Genomic DNA, 20,178 nt, shown 5'->3' on the forward strand with positions numbered 1-20,178 from the left:
ACGACGTGTTGCCGGCGGGGAAGCTTTGCGGCGGCGACAGGCGCGCTGGAGGCGCCGTGTCTCAATGGACCCGCTCGGTGAAGGTGACCTGTCGGCGACGGTTCGGCTTCCGGTGCTTCGGGTCAGTCCGAGTCCTGACGGACCCGCTGTGTTGCGCGCAGGACCGCCCATGCGTCCGCCACGGGGCCCACGTGCCCGAGCTTGTCGGGGTTGCTCACTGTGCGGATCGTCTGGATCCGTCCGTCGAGGATGTCGAGTGTCCAGGTGTTGAGGACTCTGCCGTCCGGGTCGCGGAAGATCGCGCCCGGCTGGCCATTCACCCGGTGCGGTTCCACGACGCCGCCGATCCGGGTGAACGGCGGGAGAAGGGCGGCGAGCACCCGGGACACCTGGCCGGCGCCGAAGAAGCCCCTGGCCCACTGCGGGGCCTTGCCGCCGCTGTCCGCGACCATCGACACATCGGTGGCGAGCAGTTCCCGCAGCCCGTCGACGTTCCCCTCCCGGAGGGCGTCGAAGAAGCGCTCGGCGAGTTCCTCGCGCTCCCTCCGGTCGGTCTCGAACCGGGGCCGGCCCGCGTCCATGTGGTGGCGCGCCCGTACCGCGAGTTGGCGGCAGGCCGCCTCCGACCTGCCCACCGCCGAGGCGATCTCCGGGAAGCCGAAGGCGAACACCTCCCGCAGCACGAAGACCGCACGCTCCGGTGGGCTGAGCCGCTCCAGCAGCAATAGGGACGCCATCGACAGCGAGTCGGCCAGCTCCGCCGCGTGTTCCGGGTCCTCGTAGGGGTCGGTGAGCAGTGGTTCGGGGAACCATGACCCGACGTACTCCTCCCGCCGGAGGCGGGCCGAGCGCAGCACATCGATCGAGATCCGGGTGACCACGGCCGAGAGGAACGCCCTGGCCGACGCGGGCCGGGTCGAGGAGAGTTCGTAGCGCAGCCAGGTCTCCTGCACCGCGTCCTCGGCCTCGCTCACGCTGCTCAGGATTCGGTAGGCGATCGAGAACAGCAACGGCCGCAGCTGTTCGAACTCCTCGGTTCGGGTCACGCCAGCCCCTCCTTGAAGCCCTGCCGCCACGACGGATAGCGCGGCTCCCAGCCGAGCTCCCGCTTGGCCTTGGCGTTGGAGAAGCCGCGCCCTTCGGTCATCATCGTCACCACCACTTCTCCGGACAGCAGCCGAGCCAGCCACACCGGCACCCGCATCGGCCGCTTCGCCCCCGCGCACGCCGCCAGGTAGGGCAGCCATTCGCCGGCCGGGGCCGGTTCGTCATCGACGATGTTGAACACGCCCCTCGCTTTCTGCTCGACGGCAAGGACGGTGGCGCTCGCCGCGTCGTCGAGGTGTACCCACGACGCGTAGCCGGTGCCGTCCCCGACCAGCGGGAACTGTCGCTTGCGCACGAGCACGACCTGGTCGTCGGTGGCCCCCGGCCCGTAGAACGCGCCGTATCGCATCACCGCGCCGCGGACCCTGCCGACCGCGTCCTCGACGTGGCGGAGCGCTGCCATCGCCGGGTGCGCAGGCGTCCCCTCGTGCAGGTCCAGCGGGTCCTCCTCGGACTTCACCCAGTCGCCCTCGCGGATCCCGTTCCAGTTGGCGTAGCCCTGCGCGACGAAGTGCGATGCGCCGGTCGCCTCGGCGGCGGCCAGCAGGTGATCGGTTCCCTCGGTGCGCAGCCTGGTGGTGGGGACGGACCACCGGTCGAAGTGCTTCAGGTCGGGTTTGCCGGCGTGAGCCAGGGAGATCCCGGTCATCTGGTGCACGATCACGTCCGGCCGGGCGGCCGCCACCGCTTCACCGACGGACATCGCGTCCAGTCCGTCTATCACGACGCCGTCCGCGCCCAGTTGTTTCGCCAGTCCGAGTTTTGCCGCGCTCGTCGTCGTGGCCGTCACCTGGTGACCTCGAGCCACGAGCTGCGGCACCAGCCGCCGCCCCAGGACCCCGAGCCCGCCCGCCACGAAAACCCGCATGCCCATCACCTTCCTGATTCCGAAGTCTGTCTCCGACCATCTGGACGAGACAGCCCTGCCCTTCTGTGACATCAGTGGGGGAGAAGACGGGAGAAGGCGGGGAGAAGGTCGTTGGTGCCGCCTGGGCACAGCCTGAGAGGAGGACTGGTTCGCCACCCGCCGGGCCCAGGATGTGGCGACCGGGCCGGACAGTTCATAGGCACCCTGTGTGTTTCCTCGGCAAGTGCACGGCAGTGGCCCTCGCCCCGCCGCCGCGGCGTGCCAGTGATCTGCGCGGGCGGAGGTCTGTGTGCTGTTGGTCGTCGGCGACACGGGCTTCGTACGGGTCGGGCATGTCGCGGAGATACGGCGGGCCGGTGCTGGGCGAGTTCGCAGACGTTCGCCCATCGGCGTCGGTCCATGAGCACCGTGCCCGCCGCCCTGCCGCCCTGCCGCCTCGCCGCCCCGTCGGGGACGGGGGCGGTCAGCGCAGGACAAGCAGGACGGCCAGCGCGAGGAGCAGCGAATCGATCCTGTCCAACAGGCCGCCGGAGCCAGGTAGCCAGCGGCCGGCGTCCTTCGCCTGCGCGCTTCTTTTGATCATGGATTCGAGAAGGTCGCCGGCTGGGCCACCGACCGCCACCGCGACTGCCATCGGCCAGTTCAGCGTGGACAGCACGGCGAGCACGCCGAGACCTGCCGCGGCCCCGGCCAGAGTCCCGCTCCACCGCTTGGCCGGTGACAGTGGTGACAGCCGTGGCCCGCCCAGCTTTCGACCGGCGAAGTACGCCACGATGTCGGCGGTCGAGACCGCCACGAACAGCGCGAGCGCGGTCGCCCCGAGCGGCACCAGCGCGGCCAGCACACTCAGCCAGGCCAGCCCGAGCAGGCCGGCGCCGAGCCGGCGCTGGCCGTGGTCGGCGTCACCGGCCACGAGCGGCACCGCGGCCACCGCAAGCGCCCCGGTCGCGACCACCCGGAGCACTTGTCCGGGCGCCAGCAAGGCGGCCAGCACCACGCCTGTCACCGCCGTGGCCAGCACCGCCCGGTCTGCCCGGCCCAGCCGCATCAGCCCGCCGTACTCCATGACCCCGATCACGCCGGCCGCGATGGCGATGACCGCGGCGCCCGGGCGGCCCAACCAGAACGCGCCGGTGACCAGTGGCACCGCGACCGCCCAGGCGCACCACCGGATGAACAGCTCACGGCGCCGGGACGCCGCCACCGCGATGCCGCCCAGCACCAGCGCCCCACCGAGGTAGGGCGCCAGGGAGGCCACGGTGATCACCGGGCGGATCCGGTGGCGGAAACGCCCGTAGATATCGCGACGGGCGAGGCGGAAGCCGGTCGTAGCACGTCCAGGGCGGCCTGGCAGGCGGCCACAATGCGCACGTTCTCGGCGGTGTCCTTGACCGCGATGCGCACGGTGCGTCCCTGGTACTCCGGGGACAGCGGCGACAGGTCGCGCAGGTATACGTCGTGGCGGCGGCACTCGTTCACCAGCTGTGCCGCACTCGGCCCGCCGGACGGCAGGGTCATGGTGAGAAAGTTCGCCACGCCTTCCTCGACCACCACGGATTCGTCCAGCCCGGCCAGGTCGGTGGCCAGTCGCCGACGCAGCGCGTGGGTGCGAAGCCAGCAGTCGCTGTAGTACGCCGGGTCGCGCAGGGCGGCCACCGCGGCAAGCTGCGCCGGGAGGCTCAGCGGCCAGGGAGGTGTCCGTCGGCGTAGCTGCGCCGCGGTGATCGACTCGGCCACCAAGTACGCGGCTCGGATACCTGACAGCGCATACATTTTGGACAGTGAGGTGCAGACCACCACTCGCGGGTCGGTCGCGGCGAGGTCGGCGAGTGACTCGCTCAGGCCGGCGTAGCCCAGGTACGCCTCGTCGATCCACCAGCGCGTTTGGGCCGGCGCGGCAGCGATCAGCGAGCGCAGCTCCGCAGCCGGCGCGTGGCGTCCGGTCGGGTTGTTCGGGTTCACCACCACCACGAGGTCGTAGTGACCGTCCCTGACGGCAGCGGACAGCCGGGCCGGGTCGATCCGCCAGTCGTCTTCGCGGCGCAACCGGAACCGGTCCACCCGGCATCCGATGACCCTCTCCGTGACGTGGGCGTACTCGCCATAGCCGGGGTCGGTGAGAAGTACCTTGCTGTCCGGCGTCAGCCACTGGCCGAATGCCCTGAAGATCAAGTCAGATGAACCGGCGCCGACCGCGAGCGTCTCCGTCGGCAGCGACCGGGCCGTGGCGATTTCCGCCAGCAGGCCCTCGGCGTCGGCGGGCGGCGAGGTCCTCGCGGCCCAGGCCGGATCCTCCGCGAGTGCCGCGCGCACCCCGGGGGCCGGCGGGAACCAGGCGTCCAGCACATCGGCCGCAACTACCTGATGGCGCCGGTGCAGACTGCGGAAGTCCGTGCCGATGGCAGTGAACGAGGCGCCACCGTGTTCGCAGCCGTCCGGCCGGGGTGCGAACGTCACATCCAGCCGCCAGTCCACCTCGGACCCCAGACGCTCAAGCGTGGTGTGGTAGCGATCCATGGTGACCTTCGTCAGCTCGGTCACGCTGCCGGTCAGCACCTCGAACGTCAACGCACCGCTGCGGACGGTATGGCCGACCGGGCGCAGACCGACGGCCAGGTACATGGCGAGCAGCTCGGTACGCCCCATTGCCACCACCTGGCGGCCGCCCCGGGCGGCGATCCAGCGCAGCGCCGCGTACATCAGCAGTGGTGCCGCTGCGGTGGCCCGCCAGCGTGGTTCAACCGTGAGGATGCGCACCTCGAACAGATCGCTCTCGGTCAGCAGCGGCAGCTCGTCGCGGCTCAGATACTTGTCCAACGCATACCGCCCCAACCAGGGCGGGGTCAGGCTGACAAACCCGATCCGGGTCGCTCCTCGCGCCGCGACCAGGTAGACGTTGTCGCCGTCCAGCCCGTCGCGAAGCCGCCCGGCGGGATCCGGCACATGCTGTCCCAACTCCTGGGCGTACACCCGGTAACGCAGTTCGTAGATCCACTCGAGATCCTCCGGAGCAGCAACACGCAGCTGCAGGTCACGACCCATAAGCACCTCTCTCGACGCAGGGGGGCACTTAATCGTGGGGAACACGGAGCGGCGGCGTCAGAGCGAAGTGACGCAGTCGCCTGAGTACGCGTACTCAGGCGCAGCCGTCCCCCACTTACACCGTCCGCGGAGGATTGCGACAGCGATTGCCGAGGATGAGCGTGGTTGTCCACGACACCGTCGGCTGGGTGGATAACGCCGGGGGAGGAGGGGGCAGTTGTGTCTGCGGTTGCTTGGATTCCCAGGGAGGGGAGGAGAGAGAGGGGGCGTTGCGGCGGGGTGTGGCCCGCCGCGGCGGGCGGCCGGACGGCTGCTGCCACCGCGTGATACTCGATGCGATCTTGTACGTCGTCGACAACGGCGCCAAGTGGGCGAACTCGCCTGCGGACTTACCGCCGTATCGGCGCGTGCACGCCTTCGCCCGCCGCTGGCAGCTGAATGGCCTGCTCGCCGAGTTCCACGACCGGCTGCGCGACCGCGTCCGGGAAAGGAGGCCCGGCCAGCACCTCGGCCACCGTCCCCCGGGCATTCACGAGCCGCTCAAACGTGCGTTCGGCGTCGCCAAGCGAGGCCGGCCCCCGCTCGGCCTCCTCCCGCAACCGTGCAACCTCTTCCCGGACCCGCTTCTCCCGGGCCTCCAGCAGACCGAGCACCGACGGGAGCAGCCACCCCCACGAGCGAGACGAACGGACGAACCACATCCACTCAGTAGCACCTCGTCCGTGGTGATCACCACCTCGTATCAGGCGTTGAGCTGTTGGATCGCCGTCGCCCAATTCTCGATGTGGTAGCCCTTCGCCAGCCTTCCATCGCGGACGGTGAATACGTCAATCGCCATCGTCCTGAAGGACTTTCCGGTCGGAGCAGCTCCCCAAAATTCTTTGACCGGCGTCCCCGTCGCTTCTCCACGCACGATCATCGTGTCGTCGACCACATGGATGTCGACCACCTCCCACGCCAGATCGGGCACGGTCTCTCCCATGGCCTTGAATACGTCGGCCAACTGGTCGCGCGTCAGGAATTCCTGATTTGTGTGGTACGGGTGGTAGTCATCGTTGCACGCTTGGGCCAGAAGTTCCGACACATTCTTTTCACTCGGTTTGTTCAGCGCCTCGTAGAGCGGGGCAGAGATCCTGCGCGCTTCTTCGACGGTCATGAACGATTCGTCACTCTTGGTCATCTGGCCATGTCCTTTGTCGCAGACGGTGTCGTACCGAGCCAATCGGCACCGGACAGCCCGAGATTATCCCGGGCGTCGATTCCGGTTTCTCACCTAAATGCGTGAGGGGTGTACCGGGCGAGGACGTCCAACAGAGTCGGGCCGGAGCAAGCGGCGGCCGGATCGGGCTTGACTGCGGCGCCGGTTGTGTGACCAGTGCAGACGATGTGAGCTGCTAAGGCAGTAGTGCCTGGTGGACCCCATCCGCTTTCCGAACGCGATCGGTTGGTTCGGGGCGGATGGGCATGAACTCCGGTCGGTTCGGAGACCTGGCACGGGGCGCGATCCGGCCGGTCCGCCGCGTTGCCGAACCTGTGCGTGAGACAGCCGCACGACAGGGACGACGAGTTGGACTCCACACACGCGAGCGCGAAAGACTGCGGCTGCAGGGCCTCCTGGTGAGCGGTTTGGTTCGCATCCCCAGCTACCAAGAGGCCGGACAACCATTCCAGGAGTTCGTTGTGGGTACTTGGGGCGGCATCGGCCCTATCGGTGACTCGCCGTCCGCTACGAAGTCGCCGGCCCGCCGGAGTCCGCGCTGCGGTGCAGGCCAGTCGCAGGCCGCTTGTCAGGTGGGGTGGCTGGCCGACGCGGTAGTAGTACACGAGCGAGTTCGCCGAGGCAGCCGCCTGGTCGCCGTCGACGTCCGTCGTGGAAGAGACCCCCGCACACCTGACTGCGAAGTCGAGTTGGCTGCTCACCCAGGTGGCGGTGCACGCCCACCGGTTGGCGTCCGACGGCTTCGGTAAGGTGGGCGCGCGCGGATATCACCACCGGATCCTGGCCGCGCCGGACGAGTTCGGGGGTGGCCGGCCAGATCGAGCTCGGCCGCCGGTGCAGCATGGACCGCAGCGATGTCGTGGCGGCGATCAACGAACTGGCCGAGCAGGGTTGCGTCGAGCGGACGCCGGACCCGGTTGACCGAAGGCGCAACAGGGTGACCATCACTACGCACGCGACCGGCCCGGCGAGGTCCAGCTCCTCGATGCCGACGCCGAGGATCTCCTCCGCACGAGCGGTGGTCTCGTAGAGCATCCGCCGCAGCGCCTTCTCTTGCACGTGCACCTCGCGCCCCGCGATGAGCCGGCCGACGGCCATCTTCGAGCGTACCGGGGTCTCAGCGTCGGGCACCGCCAGCCTCTTCGCCCAAGCCGGGACGGCGGGGCCCTCGTGACCGTGGTCGCGGCGCCAGCCCGGCCAGGACAGAACAGCCGCCCGGTGGGTGTTCCAGGTGTTCACCGCAGCGGAGCCCTACAGCAGTTCCAGGGCTTCCCCAAGCATTTCGTCCGCGACCGAGGCCAGTGGTCGGTCCTCGCCCAGGCGCTCGGCCGTCTTGCCGACCCCGACCCCGTAATTGCGGACCGTGTTCGGATTGCCCAGTGAGTCGAGGAATACGTCGACGGCCATCCGGACGGACAACGCCTTCCCTGTCGGCAACTGCACGATGGAGGGCACCACTTCCCCATTGCCCTATATGGCACGGCTGTTTCATGTAGCGGCCGGCGAAGAGTGTTACCGCAGTTGGCGGATCAAGTCACCGCAGATAGTGGGGTGTTATCTGTAGGGCGAATAGAGACCGGTCTCGTGACCGACGCCCCGTCAGCCGCCCACCAGGGCCGACGGAGGCTTGGCGCCGGTTTGTGTTCCGGTGTTGCTCAACCCCGCCGATCCTCAGGGGTTCACGGAAACTGAAGGGCGTTGAACGCGAACTCGTGGGTGGGATCGGCCGTCCTCCGGGGGTGTTTCCGTGGGTTCGTGGTGGACAGGCGGGTCGCACGGAGCCGCGACGTACGGCTGCAAAGTCTCTTCGTTCCGATCAGGGCAGGGTCAGGACGCGTGGGCCTTCTTCGGTGATCGCGACGGTGTGCTCGATGTGGGCTGCTCGGCTGCCGTCGGTGGTAAGGAGGGTCCAGCCGTCGAGTGCGGCGTAGTAGTCGTCGTGTCCGCCGGCCATGAACATGGGTTCGATGGCGAGGGCCAGGCCGGGCCGGAGGGGAAAGCCGCGTCCCGGGCGTCCTCGGTTGGGGACGTGGGGGTCTTCGTGCATGCGGCGGCCGATACCGTGACCGCCGAAGTCGGCGGGCATGCCGCAGCGGGCTGCTTCGGCGATGGTGCCGATGGCGTGCGAGATGTCGCCGATGCGGTTTCCGGCGGTGGCGGCGGCGATGCCGGCGTCGAGAGCCTGCTGGGTGGCGTTGATCAGGCTCAGGTCGGCGGGCCGAGGGGTGCCGACAATGAAGGTGATGGCGGCGTCTCCGGTCCAGCCGTCGAGCTCGGCGCCACAGTCGACGCTGACCAGGTCGCCGTCGCGCAGGCGGTAGCCGGTGGGGATGCCGTGGACGATGGCGTCGTTGACCGAGGTGCAGATCACTGCGGGGAAAGGGGTGGGGGCGAAGGAGGGTCGGTAGCCGAGGAAGGGCGAGCGGGCCCCGGCCTTGGTCAGCACCGTGCGGGCCGCTTCGTCCAGTTCTTGCAGGGATACCCCGACACCTGCCGCTTCCCGGGCGGCGGCGAGGGCCTGGGCCACTACGCGCCCGGCTTCCCGCATCGCGTCCAGCGCCGTGTCGGTCTTGATCTCCACCATGTCCTGCGACTCCTCGTCTCATGCTTCGGTGCCCAATTTTTATACCGGTATTAGTATCACGGTCATGGTGAGAACTCCTTTGACTCCGTGGGAACGACAGCGCGGAGAACGGTTCGGCGCGTTGCTGCGCCAGGCGCGCGGTGACCGCAGCATGGTGGAAGTGGCCGCGGCGGCCGGGGTATCGGCGGAGACGCTGCGCAAGATCGAGACAGGGCGGGCACCCACCCCGGGCCTGTGAGTGCGGCTCGGACCTGTGCCCCTATCGCGGCGCCGAGCCCATCGACGGGCTACCAGATCTCCTGCGTGCAGCGCGAATGGGTCGATGCGAGGGGTGCGCAGGCGTAGCCTTTGCGCATCCCGCTGGCCGACGGCACCCTGGTCGCCACGCCGGGCATGTCGGATGAGGATCTGATCCCAAGCCTGCTGACCGCCGCCGACGCGTGGGCACCAGATGGTTCGCGGCCAAGGCCGCCCGGGCCGGACCGGGCAAGAGAGTCGCCGTTGCCGGTGACGGAGCGGTCGGCCTGCTGGGTGTGTTCTCGGCCAAGCAACTCGGTGCCGAGCGCATCATCGCCATGATCCGGCACGACGCGCGGCAGAAGTTCGCCCTGGAATTCGGCGCCACCGACATCGTCACCGAACGCGGCGACGCAGGCGTAGCGAAGACCAAGGAAATGACCGGCGGGTTCGGCGCCCACAATGTGATCGAAGCCGTCGGCACGCAGGAGTCGGTGCTTCAGGCCATCCGCTCCGCCCGACCCGGCGGGCACGTCGACCACGTCGGCGTCTCCTACGACGTACAGGTCAACGGCGAGGACCGGTTCTTCTCCCACGTACACCTGCACGGCGGGCACGCCCCGGTACGCCAGTACCTGCCCGAGTTGATCGACCTGGTCTGGGAGCGGGAGATCAACCCGGGCAAGGTCTCCGATCTCACCCTGCCGCTGGATCGGTCCGCCGACGCCTATCAGGCGATGGACGAGCGCCGCGCGATCACGGTCTTGCTCAGCCCTTGACCTGGACCCGCAGCCGGCACGCACGTGGCCCTGGGGTGACCTCTGACGTTCCTGCGCGGTCGCGTCCGGGGCCGATCCTCGCCCGAAAACCATCTGACCGAGGCCACCCGCGAACTGTGACCGTTGGTTGTCGTCCGACGCGGGCCGCTCTGTCCTGCTCTTGAAGACCTTCGTACCTCGCGACAAGGAAGTTCTCATGCCCACACCATCCGACCAGTCCTCCCTGCCCGACACGTACCAGCGCAGCGCCCTGACCGGCCCCGAGCAGTCTGCTTTCGTGCCCGCACCGCTTCCGGTCTGTGACGTCGGGCAGGTGCTACTGCGTATCCAGCGCGTCGGGGTCTGCGCCAGCGAACTGTCCGTCTGGCGGAACGGGCCCGCCGACGAACCCGAAATTCTGGGGCACGAGCCTGTCGGTGAGATCGCCGCCGTGGGACCGGGCGTCACGGACGTGACCGTCGGTGACCTCGCCACCGGCAGAATTGAACACTCCTACGGCCAGTACGCACTGGCCGACGCGCACGACGTCGTGGTCGTCCCGCCGGGCGTATCCGCCGACAACGCGCTGGGGGAACCGCTCGGCTGCGTCGTGGAGGGCCTGCGCCGCACCCCACTCGACGTCGGGGACCGGGTAGCGGTAGTCGGTGCCGGCTTCATGGGCCTGTGCCTGTTCCAACTGCTGCGCCACAGTCCCACCAGCCAGCTCATCGCCATCGACCTGCGCCAGGACGCCCAAGAACATGCGGCCCGCAACGGCGCGGACGAGGCCGTCACGCCACAGCAGGCACCTGACCTGGCGGCCCGAAACGGCACGGACGGCTTCGATGTCGTCTTCGAGGTATCCGGCACCCAGGCGGGCCTCGACCTCGCCACCCGACTGGTACGCCAGCACGGCACATTGTCGATCCTCGGCTACCACCAGCAGATGCGTAGCGTGGACATGCAGCAGTGGAACTTCAAGGCGATCGATGTCATCAACGCACACGTCCGCGACCCGCAACGGATCCGCGAATCCACCCGCCGCGGCCTGGACCTTGTGGCCGCAGGCCGCGTCGACCTGGGTCCGCTCATCACTCACCGATACCGCCTGGCCGACCTCGATCGCGCCTTCACCGACCTCAGCGGCAAGCCCGACGGCTTCATCAAAGCCGTCGTCGAGATCACCCACTGAAATCAACCTGCCCGCGGCCAACCCGCCGCCGAGACCGATGGGAAGACACCACATCCGAGCACGCTGAACCGCTCTCCGCTGGGCATGACGGAGAGCGGGACCGGGCCACCTCTCGCCGGAAGGGGCCCGCCCCCGTCTGGACTGGCCCGACGGCCAACCCACGTGTGGCATCAATCGCCTCAAGCGCCACCGTGCCGTGTGCTGGAAGTGAGGCGAGCGACCGGACTCAGGCCGCAGACGGCTGCTGCCCAGCATGGGCGGACCGCTTGCGCAGGTTTCGCCAGCCGATAGCGCCCAGAACGGGGCACAGGACCAGGATGACCAGCCAGCTCACCTTGGGCAGCATTCGAATACGCGCCGGGGGTGTCCTGAGGCAATCGACCAGGGCGTACACGTACAACGCCGCGACTATTAGGTAAATCGCGTAGACCAGCAGCGACGTCATCCGGTCACCTCATGTGCATGGGCACCTGCCCGCTTGTGTGCGGCACGGTCTGACTCCACTGGTCGGCCATGCTAAGGGTTAAGTCAAAGATCGCTGAAGAGGCACCCTGACTGCCATGACCTACGGCCGCGAAAGGGCCGCGAAAGGGCCGCGAAAGTAAGCACCGGCAAAGACATCTGGACTGCCCCGCCCACGGCGCGATCATCCACAACTGAGATCACTTTCACAACAGGCCCTCACCCCCTCATGCCCGCGTTCCTTGACAGCGCAGGGGTGGGAAGCCACTATCGGAACCATGGAAACGGGATCGGTTTCTGAAGTTTCCGAGCGTGACGGGCGGCGTGCCGACATGATCGTGGAGGCGGCAGGCCGGCTGTTCTTCGCGTCGGGTTTCGCGCGGGTGAGTATGGACGATCTCGCTCGTGAACTCGGGATGAGCAAGAAGACGATCTACCGTCATTTCCCCGACAAGCGCAGTCTGCTGGCCGCGGTGCTGGATCGGACGTTCGCTGCGGTGGAGCGCACGCTGACGGCGGCGGCCGAGGACGCGGAAGGCCAGCCGTTCGGTGTGCGGGTCCAGCGGTTTCTGATCGCGGCGGGCAGTGAGCTCGGGCGGATCGGCGCGGCCCAGCTCGCGTCGGGGCGGGGCGATGTGATGCTGCGCGATTACGTGGAGCAGCGTGTGGACGCGGTGATCTACCGGCGGCTCGACGAACTGTTCCGGGACGGACACCGGCAGGGACTGCTGTCGGCGCCGCCCGAGCTGCTGAGTGAGATCACCCGCGGCGCGTTGGAGCGGCTGCTCACCTCGCAGTTGCCGCTCGAACTCGACTCGACCGCGGCGGATCTGCTGCGGGCGACCGTCGACATCGTGCTCTACGGAGCGATCCGCTCGGTAGACCCCGATATCGGCGATGAACAACCCTGCGTGGTCATGCCGGCGGCCCGCAATGACGAGCAGGAGGTGGGCTCGTGACTGGGGTAACCGGCAGGGTGGCATTGGTGACACGGGCCAGCAGTGGAATCGGTGCGGCCACTGGACCGCCGGCGAAGACCGTGTTGCCGAACAGCTCAACGGGATCACTGCCTTGCCGGTGAGGCCTCCGGTCGGCCAGGGCACCGAGCCGGCCCCGCGCAGCTCGGCACACAGCCTGTCGTGTCGGCCAGCGGTGATCGTGATCTGCGAGGAGCGGCCCGGCGAGCCTGCGAGATCGACGAGATCGACGAGATCGACGAGAAACAGGCTCCGAGAAGAAGGCCCGGTTTCGGGTTTTCCCCACCGTGGGAGGGGCTGGCACCACGCATGGTACGGGTGGTAAGGCCATGGGTTTTGGGTTCGGGGTCCGGTTGGCTGGTTGGTGTCAGCAGACGCTGGTCCATCAGCGCGAACCGGAGGTTCGAACCATGCGTTCTCCCGAGACCGATACGAAGCGCACAACAACCAAAGGCAGCAGGAAGAAGGCCTCAGCCGCCGCCCTCGCGGCGGCCGCGCTGATCGCCGCCGCGCTGCTGCCGGAAGCGGCTTCCGCAGCCTCCGGACACCGCGCCGCACGCGCGGACTACAACCAGGCCGAGCTCCGCCGCGACCTGGCCGCCGTACGCGGGGCGGGTGGCGGGGACGTGAACGTGCTGGCCAGGGTCGACGGCCTGCCCGGAGGGCGGTTACAGGCCCGCCTCGGCACCGTGTCGGTCGGCTCCCACGCCCCCGTGCCGTGGGGCTCGCACTTCCGAACGGCCTCCGCCACCAAGGCGTTCGTCGCCACTGTGGTGCTGCAACTCGCCGCTGAGAAGCAGCTTTCGCTGGACGACACCGTCGAGCACTGGCTGCCCGGAGTGGTCTCCGGCCACGGCAACGACGGTTCCCGGATCACCGTACGCGACCTGCTCCGCCAGACCAGCGGGCTGTTCGACTACGTGGACGACCCCGACCTCCAGCAGAAGCTCCGCGAGCACTTCGACGAGAACCGCTACAACGACACCTCTCCTGCCGACCTGGTGATGACGGCCGTGGCCCACAAACCGCTGTTCGTGCCAGAGGCCGGTCGCACCCGCTGGGCATACTCCAACACCAACTACCTGCTGGCCGGGATGATCGCCGAGAAGGCAAGCGGCACCGGTTGGAGGGAGTTGGTCGAGCACCGCATCATCGCCAGACTGGGCCTGCGCCAGACCTCGGTGCCCGGTCTTGACCCGTTCCTGCCCACGCCGTACGTGAGCACCTACCTGACCGGCACGGACGGCACCAGGCTCGACGTCACCACCAACAGCTATCTGCACACCGCCGACTCCGGGGTGGTGAGCACCACCGCCGACCTCAACACCTTCTTCCGCGCACTGGCCGACGGCCGCCTTCTGCCCGCCGAGCAGTGGCGACAGATGCGGCAGACCGTACAGCGCACCGACGACCCGGACGATGTCGCGGAGCTGCCCGAGGGTACGTACGGTCTGGGCCTACGCGAGATCCCGCTGTCCTGCGGCAGTCACTACTACATGCACGAGGGCGACGGGTACGGCACCTACACCCGCCCCGCAGTGAGCTCGGACGGGCGGAGCGCGGTCACCATCTCCGTCACCACCACCTCCGCGATGCCCGACCTCTCCACGCTCAACCGGGCCACCGGCACCCTGATCGACCACGCGCTGTGCGCCGTCGGCCAGTAAGCGGCGCGGGGCGCCACGCAACGGCAGGAGTTTGTCAACCGCCTTCGTCGTTGCCGACGCCGTGCCCCGCTCCGCTCCGCTAAAGGCTCTTGATACGCAGCTGCTCCAGTGACTCCGCCGTCAACCGGTGTGGTGTCCGACCGGGTTCGACCAGGACGACGTTGCAGGCCGCGGCGTGGGTCAGCGCGGCGGTGGAACTGCCGCCGGTGAACTGCGCCACCGGTCCGCGCGGGGATCGGCCGACCGCGATCGTGTGTGCTTCGACGTCGACGTCGGCGGCGTGTTGGGCGAGGACCCTGCCGGCTGTGGCGTGGTCGCCGATGCTGGTGATTACCCTGGCCGGTGGCGGTGATGGGGAAGACACACCCGGTGTTGCGGGCCGAAGCGCGCCGCATTGCGCGCGACGAGGACCGAGTCGCCGGGCGATCGTGGTGAAGGCCGCCCGGACCGGCTGCGGGAAGGCGAGGTTGATCGTGAAGTCCCCGGCACCGAACTGCACGGGCGCCTTCGAGCGGCCGCGCGGCCGCACGCTCCAGGCGTTCTGCACCGGCGACCAGAAGTACTCGTCGTCGGTGAGGCCCTCGAGCCGGGCTCGGAGCTGATGTCTCCAATGGACCGCCCACTGCTCGCGCAGCGTCCGGTTCCAGTCGAGTTCGCCTGCATCCATGGAGCCCACCCTGACACCCCTGGCGGACAGGATCGGTCCGCTATCTATGGAAGGGGGCGTCATGGACGTGGCAAGCGGTGACGAGCGGGGTGCGGCGGAGCGGGGGTGCTCACCCTGCTCGGGCTGCCGCAGCGGTGCCGGCTCTGGACCGCCCATGAGCCCGCCGACCGGCTCGGTGTCACGCTCGGGGTCACGCCGCGCACGGTACGGCGTGACGTGGAGCGGCTGAGCGCCCTCGGGTACCCGGTGCATGCCATCCGCAACCGCAGCAGTGCGCGGAACCGGCAAGCGCACCCCTGAGGGGGCCCGATGGCAGCACCGGCCGTTCGGCCTGGTCGCACCGCGTCGGCGCGGGGAATCAAACGCGGCCGTCGGATGGTTTGACCTCGTGTGAAGAAGATAGGTTTCCTCTCGTTCGGCCACTGGTCGCCGAGTCCGCACTCCAAGACCCGGTCCGCGGCCGACTTCCTCCACCAGTCCATCGACCTGGCGGTCGCCGCGGAGGAGCTCGGCGTGGACGGTGCGTACTTTCGGGTGCACCACTTCGCCCAGCAGGCGGCCAGCCCGTTCCCGCTCCTCTCGGCCATCGGTGCACGGACCTCGAAGATCGAGATCGGCACCGGCGTGATCGACATGCGCTATGAGAACCCGCTGTACATGGCGGAGGACGCCGGCGCCGCCGACCTCATCTCCGGCGGACGGCTGCAACTCGGCATCAGCCGCGGATCACCGGAGCAGGTGATCGACGGCTGGCGCTACTTCGGATATTCGCCTGCGGAGGGCGAGACCGGCACGGACATGGCCCGCCGGCACACCGAGGCCTTCCTCAAGGTTCTCGAGGGCGAGGGCTTCGCGCAGCCGAACCCGCGGCCGATGTTCCCCAACCCGCCGGGGCTGCTGCGCATCGAGCCGCACTCCGAGGGGCTGCGCGAGCGGATCTGGTGGGGCTCCGGCTCGAACGCGACCGCCGTCTGGGCCGCGAAGTTGGGCACGAACCTGCAGAGTTCCACACTGAAGGACGACGAGACGGGCGAGCCGTTGCACGTCCAGCAGCGCAAGCAGATCGAGGCGTACCGCGAGGCGTACAAGGAGGCAGGCCACGCGCGAGAGCCGCGTGTGTCGGTCAGCCGCAGCGTCTTTGCCCTGACCAACGACCTGGACCGGGCCTACTTCGGCCACGACCGCAACTCGCGGGACCAGGTCGGCATGATCGACGACACGACCAGGGCGATCTTCGGACGCTCGTACGCTGCCGAGCCGGACGTACTGGTGAAGCAACTCCAGGAAGACGAGGCCATCCAGGCCGCTGACACCTTGCTGCTGACCATCCCGAACCAGCTTGGAGTCGACTACAACGCCCATGTGCTGGCGAGCATCCTCACCCACGTGGCGCCGGAGCTCGGCTGGCGCTGAGTGAGAGGTCGTTTTCTCTCGTTGTTTCCTCCCGGAATCTGCGATGGGTGCGGCTTCACAGGGTCGCGCCAGGAGATGGTGCTCTCACCGGTGAGTCGGCGGTCCATGAGGTCGCTCATGGCGAGGTGGATCACGGGTTCGGAGCGGTGAGGGCGGGATTCGTCGTAGCGGACCAGACGGCGGTTGAGCATCAGCCGGCCGCAGGTCCGCTCTACCGTCCAGCGTTTCGGGATGGGTGTGAATCCCCTGGTCCCGGGGGTGCGTTGGACGATTTTCAGGTCGGTGCCGAGGGTGGCGGCGTGCCCGGTGAAGTGTGTGCGGCAGCCGCCGCCGGCCCAGTCCTTGCGGATCGCGGGATAGTCCGCGGCGCGCTGATCGAGCAGTTGGGTGCCGGCCACAAAGTCCGGAACGCCAGCCGCGGTGACCAGCACGACCACGACCAGGAGCAGGCCGAGCGTGTCGGTGATGACGCTCCGCTTGCGGCCATCGTGTTCGTGGCCGCGATGGGCCGCAGGTGGCGGCAACTGCCCTCGGTCTTCGGGCCGTCCGGGCCAACTGCTCACCGGCGGTTCACTGAGTGGAGCCGAGCCCGAGTGTGGGGCAAGCTCCACCGCCTGGTCTTGGACGAGCGCGGCGCTCGTGGCGCCCTGGACTGGTCGCGGTGCGCGCGATCGACTCGGTGAACATGCGGGGCCTGAAAGGGGGGACTTGACGGGTCCGAAGCACGTAGGTCGTGGCAAGAAGGGATCAAAGATCCACTTGATCACTGGGCGGACCGGTCCGGTCCGCCCATCTCCATCGGGATCTCCGCCGCGAATACCGATGACAGTCAGGGCTGGGACCCCTCGTGCGGGGTATCCCGCCCATCCGCTCGCGCCGCGGGCCACGCCGGCGCCGACCCGCCGAGCTGCATGCCGACAAGGGCTATGACTACGACCATCCGAGACGGCGGCTGCGTTCGCGGAACATCAGCCCGCGCATCGCCCACAAGGGCGTAGAGCCCTCCCAGCGGTTGGGCCGTCACCGTTGGACCGTGGACCGCACGGCGGCGTGGCTGGCCGGGTGCCGCCGCCCGCACCGCCGCTACGAGCCCAAGGCCGCACACTTCCTGGCCTTCGGCGCCGTCGTCGCCGCCGCTCTGATCTGCTACTGCCGTCTTGCCAGGTAGACGGCCCACCAGTTCTTCTGGATCCCGTTGCAGCGAGCCGTTCTGCGAACAATCATGGCCGTCATGGAGCGACCGAGGCAGATCATCGCGTGCGGAGACTTCGTCCTGCGACGCTGGCGGGGGCAGAACGACTTCGCTGCGGCATTCAAGTTGATCGAGGACTCTCTGGACCACTTGCGCCCCTGGGAGCCGTGGGTCGCCCGTCACAGCGAGAAGAGCACCCGAGACTTCCTCGCGATGTCCGAGTCGAAGTGGGCAAGCGGTGACGTGTACAACTACGCCATCGCCAAAGACGGCACTCTCATTGGCATGTGCCAGACCTACCGCGGGGCTGAACCTCAGGGCCGACGCATGGGGTACTGGCTGCACCCTGCGGCCACTGGCCAGGGCATCGCCACTAGAGCAACGTCGGCCATGGTCAACGAGATGTTCACCCTGCCGGACGTGGAGTACCTGGAAATCGCGCACGACCTGTCCAACACCTCCAGCGCCGCCGTACCACGCCGGTTGGGCTTCACCGAAGTCCTGCGTGAACAGGCAACGCCGCCCGTAGCTCTCTCAGGCAGCGGGATCGACGTGGTCTGGCGACTGAACCGCCCTACGCCGCCCGTTAACGGCACTCCCTGCCCCTGAATATCTGAACCCAGCGAGCTCAACTCCTGTCCCATCGACACCAGACGAGACGACCTCTCAACCGTCGGGCTGGCAAGACACGCCAGCCTTCTGTCACTTGGCGAAGCAGCCGTACACGGTCTTCCAGGGCGGAACATCGTGCGGCAGATACCGCCACCGCACCCCGGTGCGGTCCACACACAAGACTGCGTTCATGATCTCGCGCAGCTCGTGTTCGGGCGGCCGGCCGATGTCCAGGGCATGACGGCGCCGCTCGGTCCGCCAGGCCGTGAGGACCGGCTCAGTCGACTCCCCGCGGGCATCGCACAGATCGCCCGGATACACACGACGTTCGGTCATGACGTGGGCACACCGCCCGCACCCGAGTGCGCCCAGGCACGCAGCAGAACCGGCCGAAGCGCGGCACGCAAAGGGCGTCCTGGAATGAGACAGGCGCAAGCCGCCTCCAGTCACACCTGCCCCACCACACATCCCACCAGCCACCACCGCACAGACAGCCCCACCAGCACCGCCCTCTCTGTCAAAGTAGATCGAGTCAGGCATACTGGATGATTCATTGAGTCGAGGGCGGAGAAGGAGTAGTGCCCGGGTGGCCAGCACGAATGACCACGGGACCCCTGATCCGCAGGTAGAAGCCCGTTCGACCGGTCCTCGCCGGTATACCGCGGAGTACAAGGCGAGGATCCTCGCGGAGTACGAGACGTTGGACAAGAAGGGCAAGGGCGCTCTGCTGCGGCGGGAGGGCCTGTACTCGTCGCTGATCACGACGTGGCGGCAGCAGCGTGACAAGGGTGCCCTGGACGCGCTCGCCGCGTCGGCCGGACGGCCGAAGGCGGACCCCAGGGACAAGGAGATCGAGAAGCTCAAGGCGGAGAAAGCCCGCCTGGAAGCCGACCTCGCGAAGGCCCGCACCGTCATCGAGGTCCAGGGAAAACTCTCCGCGCTGCTCGACCAGTTCGCCACGGACAGCGCCCCGGCCCGGAACGGCGAGAAGAACCAGTGACCGAAGCCCAGCTCGCGGCCGTGGCGTTCGACACCGCCCGCAACCAGGCCCTTGAAGAGCTCACCGGGCTGGTCGGACGCGTCCAGGCATGCGCCGCTCTCGGCGTGAGCCGTGCCACCTACTACCGCCAACACCGCCGAAGCCCCGCCCCGGCCAAGCCGCGGCGGGAACGGCGCCGACACGCCCGCGCTCTCACACCCGAGGAGGAGATACGGGTCCTCGACGTGCTCCATTCCCCGGAGTTCGCCGACATGGCGCCCGCCGAGATCTACGCGGTGCTCCTGGACCGGGGTGTCTACCTGTGCTCGGAGTCGACGATGTACCGGCTCCTGCGACGGCACGGCGAGGTCCGTGAACGCCGCCGCCAGGCCGTCCACCCACCCCGGACCGTTCCCGAGCTGGTCGCCGAGGGCCCGAACCGGGTGTGGAGTTGGGACATCACGAAGCTGAAGGGGCCGGTCAAAGGCGTCTACTACTGCCTCTACACGATCATCGACATCTTCAGCCGCTACACGGTCGGCTGGATGATCGCCGCGCACGAGAACAAGGACCTCGCCGAGCGGTTCCTGTCTGAGTCGATCGCCAAGTACGGCATTGAAGCAGGGCAGTTGACGATCCACTCGGACCGCGGATCCCCGATGGTCGCGCAGAACGTTGCCCAGATGATGGCCGGTCTCGGCGTCACCAAGTCGCATTCGCGGCCGAAGACGTCGAACGACAACCCGTACAGCGAGAGCCAGTACAAGACCCTGAAATACCGGCACGACTTTCCCGAGCGTTTCGGATCCCTCGAGGACGCCCGGGCGTGGTGCACTCAGTTCTTCACCTGGTACAACGAGGAGCATCGGCACTCCGGGATCGGCCTGCACACGCCCCACGACGTGCACTTCGGTCTCGCCGAGCAGCTCCGCGAGATGCGTGCCGACGTCCTCCAGGCGGTCTACGCGAAGCACCCCGAACGCTTCGTCCGCAAACCACCCGAGCCTCCCAAGCTCCCCGCAGCGGCATGGATCAACCAGCCGGCACCAGACACCCCGCTGATCCCAGCACAGCGTTAGAACGATCTACCTGCCTTGATCGCTTTGACAGGTTCCGCCGCACCATCACCGCGCTGAAAAATGATGCAACACCGCCCGTGTCCCAGCGGCCTGTCTGATGCGCACTGGGAGTTGATCGGGGGC

At 68.3% G+C, this 20,178-nt stretch carries 16 protein-coding genes and 7 pseudogenes; 12 read left to right on the forward strand and 11 right to left on the reverse strand.

The window, feature by feature from the left end; translation table 11 throughout:
- Positions 1–122 precede the first annotated feature (122 nt).
- The 4 genes from OG568_RS47870 to OG568_RS47885 all read right to left on the reverse strand — a co-directional run bounded on the left by OG568_RS47870 (position 123) and on the right by OG568_RS47885 (position 5,017).
- Positions 123–1,046: an RNA polymerase sigma-70 factor gene (locus OG568_RS47870; protein ID WP_329536186.1), complete on the reverse strand. Its 924-nt coding sequence runs from the start codon at positions 1,044–1,046 to the stop codon at positions 123–125.
- Positions 1,043–1,975, reverse strand: a complete 933-nt coding sequence (locus tag OG568_RS47875) for an NAD-dependent epimerase/dehydratase family protein (RefSeq protein ID WP_443077839.1) — start codon at positions 1,973–1,975, stop codon at positions 1,043–1,045. Before OG568_RS47875 ends, OG568_RS47870 begins: the two co-directional genes overlap by 4 nt.
- 463 nt (positions 1,976–2,438) lie before the next feature.
- Positions 2,439–3,242, reverse strand: coding sequence for a phosphatidate cytidylyltransferase (locus OG568_RS47880; RefSeq protein WP_329536188.1), 804 nt, complete (start codon positions 3,240–3,242; stop codon positions 2,439–2,441).
- Entirely contained in the window at positions 3,239–5,017 is a 1,779-nt protein-coding gene (locus tag OG568_RS47885; RefSeq protein WP_329536189.1) for a histidinol-phosphate aminotransferase family protein, read from the reverse strand. The genes OG568_RS47880 and OG568_RS47885 overlap by 4 nt, the downstream gene beginning before the upstream one ends.
- A 155-nt stretch (positions 5,018–5,172) precedes the next feature.
- Between OG568_RS47885 and OG568_RS47890 the strand changes: the two genes are divergently transcribed.
- Positions 5,173–5,808, forward strand: coding sequence for a transposase (locus OG568_RS47890; RefSeq protein ID WP_329536190.1), 636 nt, complete (start codon positions 5,173–5,175; stop codon positions 5,806–5,808).
- Here the strand turns inward: OG568_RS47890 and OG568_RS47895 are convergent.
- The 3 genes and pseudogenes from OG568_RS47895 to map form a co-directional block, all read right to left on the reverse strand.
- Positions 5,760–6,197, reverse strand: a complete 438-nt coding sequence (locus tag OG568_RS47895) for an ester cyclase (protein ID WP_329536191.1) — start codon at positions 6,195–6,197, stop codon at positions 5,760–5,762. The genes OG568_RS47890 and OG568_RS47895 overlap by 49 nt on opposite strands.
- A gap of 1,005 nt (positions 6,198–7,202) precedes the next feature.
- A pseudogene (locus OG568_RS47905) lies at positions 7,203–7,691 on the reverse strand (site-specific integrase); the annotation flags it as partial.
- Between the two features lie 361 nt (positions 7,692–8,052).
- Positions 8,053–8,820 carry a type I methionyl aminopeptidase gene (gene map / locus OG568_RS47910; protein ID WP_329536192.1) on the reverse strand — a complete coding sequence of 256 codons (768 nt, stop codon included), beginning with the start codon at positions 8,818–8,820 and terminating at the stop codon, positions 8,053–8,055.
- A gap of 64 nt (positions 8,821–8,884) precedes the next feature.
- Between map and OG568_RS47915 the strand changes: the two are divergent.
- From OG568_RS47915 to OG568_RS47925, 3 genes and pseudogenes are all read left to right on the forward strand, one after another.
- A pseudogene (locus tag OG568_RS47915) lies at positions 8,885–9,049 on the forward strand (helix-turn-helix domain-containing protein); the annotation flags it as partial.
- 56 nt (positions 9,050–9,105) lie between these two features.
- A pseudogene (locus tag OG568_RS47920) lies at positions 9,106–9,836 on the forward strand (zinc-binding dehydrogenase); the annotation flags it as partial.
- A gap of 196 nt (positions 9,837–10,032) precedes the next feature.
- On the forward strand, positions 10,033–11,007 hold the full coding sequence (locus tag OG568_RS47925) for a zinc-binding dehydrogenase (RefSeq protein WP_329536193.1): 975 nt from the start codon (positions 10,033–10,035) through the stop codon (positions 11,005–11,007).
- Between the two features lie 226 nt (positions 11,008–11,233).
- Here OG568_RS47925 and OG568_RS47930 read toward each other — a convergent pair whose 3' ends face one another.
- Positions 11,234–11,452, reverse strand: a complete 219-nt coding sequence (locus OG568_RS47930) for a PLDc N-terminal domain-containing protein (protein ID WP_329536194.1) — start codon at positions 11,450–11,452, stop codon at positions 11,234–11,236.
- 295 nt (positions 11,453–11,747) lie between these two features.
- On the opposite strand from OG568_RS47930, the gene OG568_RS47935 reads away from it, so the two are divergent.
- Complete coding sequence (locus OG568_RS47935; protein ID WP_329536195.1) at positions 11,748–12,428, forward strand: TetR/AcrR family transcriptional regulator; 681 nt, start codon at positions 11,748–11,750, stop codon at positions 12,426–12,428.
- A 428-nt stretch (positions 12,429–12,856) separates the two neighbouring features.
- On the forward strand, positions 12,857–14,113 hold the full coding sequence (locus tag OG568_RS47940) for a serine hydrolase domain-containing protein (RefSeq protein WP_329536196.1): 1,257 nt from the start codon (positions 12,857–12,859) through the stop codon (positions 14,111–14,113).
- Positions 14,114–14,192: 79 nt separating this feature from the next.
- On the opposite strand, the gene OG568_RS47945 is transcribed toward OG568_RS47940, so the two are convergent.
- A complete protein-coding gene (locus OG568_RS47945; RefSeq protein WP_329536197.1) occupies positions 14,193–14,780 on the reverse strand; it encodes a hypothetical protein in 588 nt (195 codons plus the stop codon).
- A 105-nt stretch (positions 14,781–14,885) separates the two neighbouring features.
- On the opposite strand from OG568_RS47945, the pseudogene OG568_RS47950 reads away from it, so the two are divergent.
- Positions 14,886–15,035, forward strand: a pseudogene (locus OG568_RS47950) (HTH domain-containing protein); the annotation flags it as partial.
- 135 nt (positions 15,036–15,170) lie between these two features.
- Entirely contained in the window at positions 15,171–16,193 is a 1,023-nt protein-coding gene (locus OG568_RS47955; protein WP_329536198.1) for an LLM class flavin-dependent oxidoreductase, read from the forward strand.
- Here OG568_RS47955 and OG568_RS47960 read toward each other — a convergent pair.
- On the reverse strand, positions 16,130–16,630 hold the full coding sequence (locus OG568_RS47960) for a hypothetical protein (protein WP_443077840.1): 501 nt from the start codon (positions 16,628–16,630) through the stop codon (positions 16,130–16,132). The two genes, OG568_RS47955 and OG568_RS47960, sit on opposite strands and share 64 nt — an antisense overlap.
- Between OG568_RS47960 and OG568_RS47965 the strand changes: the two are divergent.
- Together OG568_RS47965 and OG568_RS47970 are read left to right on the forward strand one after the other, a co-directional pair.
- A pseudogene (locus tag OG568_RS47965) lies at positions 16,618–17,361 on the forward strand (IS5 family transposase); the annotation flags it as partial. The gene OG568_RS47960 and the pseudogene OG568_RS47965 overlap by 13 nt on opposite strands.
- A gap of 63 nt (positions 17,362–17,424) precedes the next feature.
- Complete coding sequence (locus OG568_RS47970; protein ID WP_329536199.1) at positions 17,425–17,994, forward strand: GNAT family N-acetyltransferase; 570 nt, start codon at positions 17,425–17,427, stop codon at positions 17,992–17,994.
- 96 nt (positions 17,995–18,090) lie between these two features.
- Here OG568_RS47970 and OG568_RS47975 read toward each other — a convergent pair.
- Positions 18,091–18,333: pseudogene (locus tag OG568_RS47975) on the reverse strand (transposase); the annotation flags it as partial.
- A gap of 250 nt (positions 18,334–18,583) precedes the next feature.
- Between OG568_RS47975 and OG568_RS61675 the strand changes: the two are divergent.
- A complete protein-coding gene (locus OG568_RS61675; protein ID WP_443077841.1) occupies positions 18,584–18,997 on the forward strand; it encodes a transposase in 414 nt (137 codons plus the stop codon).
- A gap of 86 nt (positions 18,998–19,083) precedes the next feature.
- Positions 19,084–20,055, forward strand: a pseudogene (locus OG568_RS47980) (IS3 family transposase); the annotation flags it as partial.
- Positions 20,056–20,178 lie beyond the last annotated feature (123 nt).

The sequence above is a fragment of the Streptomyces sp. NBC_01450 genome (assembly GCF_036227505.1).
In the GTDB taxonomy this organism is placed as follows: domain Bacteria; phylum Actinomycetota; class Actinomycetes; order Streptomycetales; family Streptomycetaceae; genus Streptomyces.

What these genes read in the sequence shown, in the direction of transcription:
- OG568_RS47970 (WP_329536199.1), top strand. Translation starts at nt 17,425, where the DNA reads ATGGAGCGACCGAGGCAGATCATCGCGTGCGGAGACTTCGTCCTGCGA.
- OG568_RS47875 (WP_443077839.1), bottom strand. Translation starts at nt 1,975, where the DNA reads ATGCGGGTTTTCGTGGCGGGCGGGCTCGGGGTCCTGGGGCGGCGGCTG.
- OG568_RS47940 (WP_329536196.1), top strand. Translation starts at nt 12,857, where the DNA reads ATGCGTTCTCCCGAGACCGATACGAAGCGCACAACAACCAAAGGCAGC.
- OG568_RS47885 (WP_329536189.1), bottom strand. Translation starts at nt 5,017, where the DNA reads ATGGGTCGTGACCTGCAGCTGCGTGTTGCTGCTCCGGAGGATCTCGAG.
- map (WP_329536192.1), bottom strand. Translation starts at nt 8,820, where the DNA reads ATGGTGGAGATCAAGACCGACACGGCGCTGGACGCGATGCGGGAAGCC.
- OG568_RS47945 (WP_329536197.1), bottom strand. Translation starts at nt 14,780, where the DNA reads ATGGATGCAGGCGAACTCGACTGGAACCGGACGCTGCGCGAGCAGTGG.
- OG568_RS47895 (WP_329536191.1), bottom strand. Translation starts at nt 6,197, where the DNA reads ATGACCAAGAGTGACGAATCGTTCATGACCGTCGAAGAAGCGCGCAGG.
- OG568_RS47925 (WP_329536193.1), top strand. Translation starts at nt 10,033, where the DNA reads ATGCCCACACCATCCGACCAGTCCTCCCTGCCCGACACGTACCAGCGC.
- OG568_RS47890 (WP_329536190.1), top strand. Translation starts at nt 5,173, where the DNA reads ATGAGCGTGGTTGTCCACGACACCGTCGGCTGGGTGGATAACGCCGGG.
- OG568_RS47930 (WP_329536194.1), bottom strand. Translation starts at nt 11,452, where the DNA reads ATGACGTCGCTGCTGGTCTACGCGATTTACCTAATAGTCGCGGCGTTG.
- OG568_RS47935 (WP_329536195.1), top strand. Translation starts at nt 11,748, where the DNA reads ATGGAAACGGGATCGGTTTCTGAAGTTTCCGAGCGTGACGGGCGGCGT.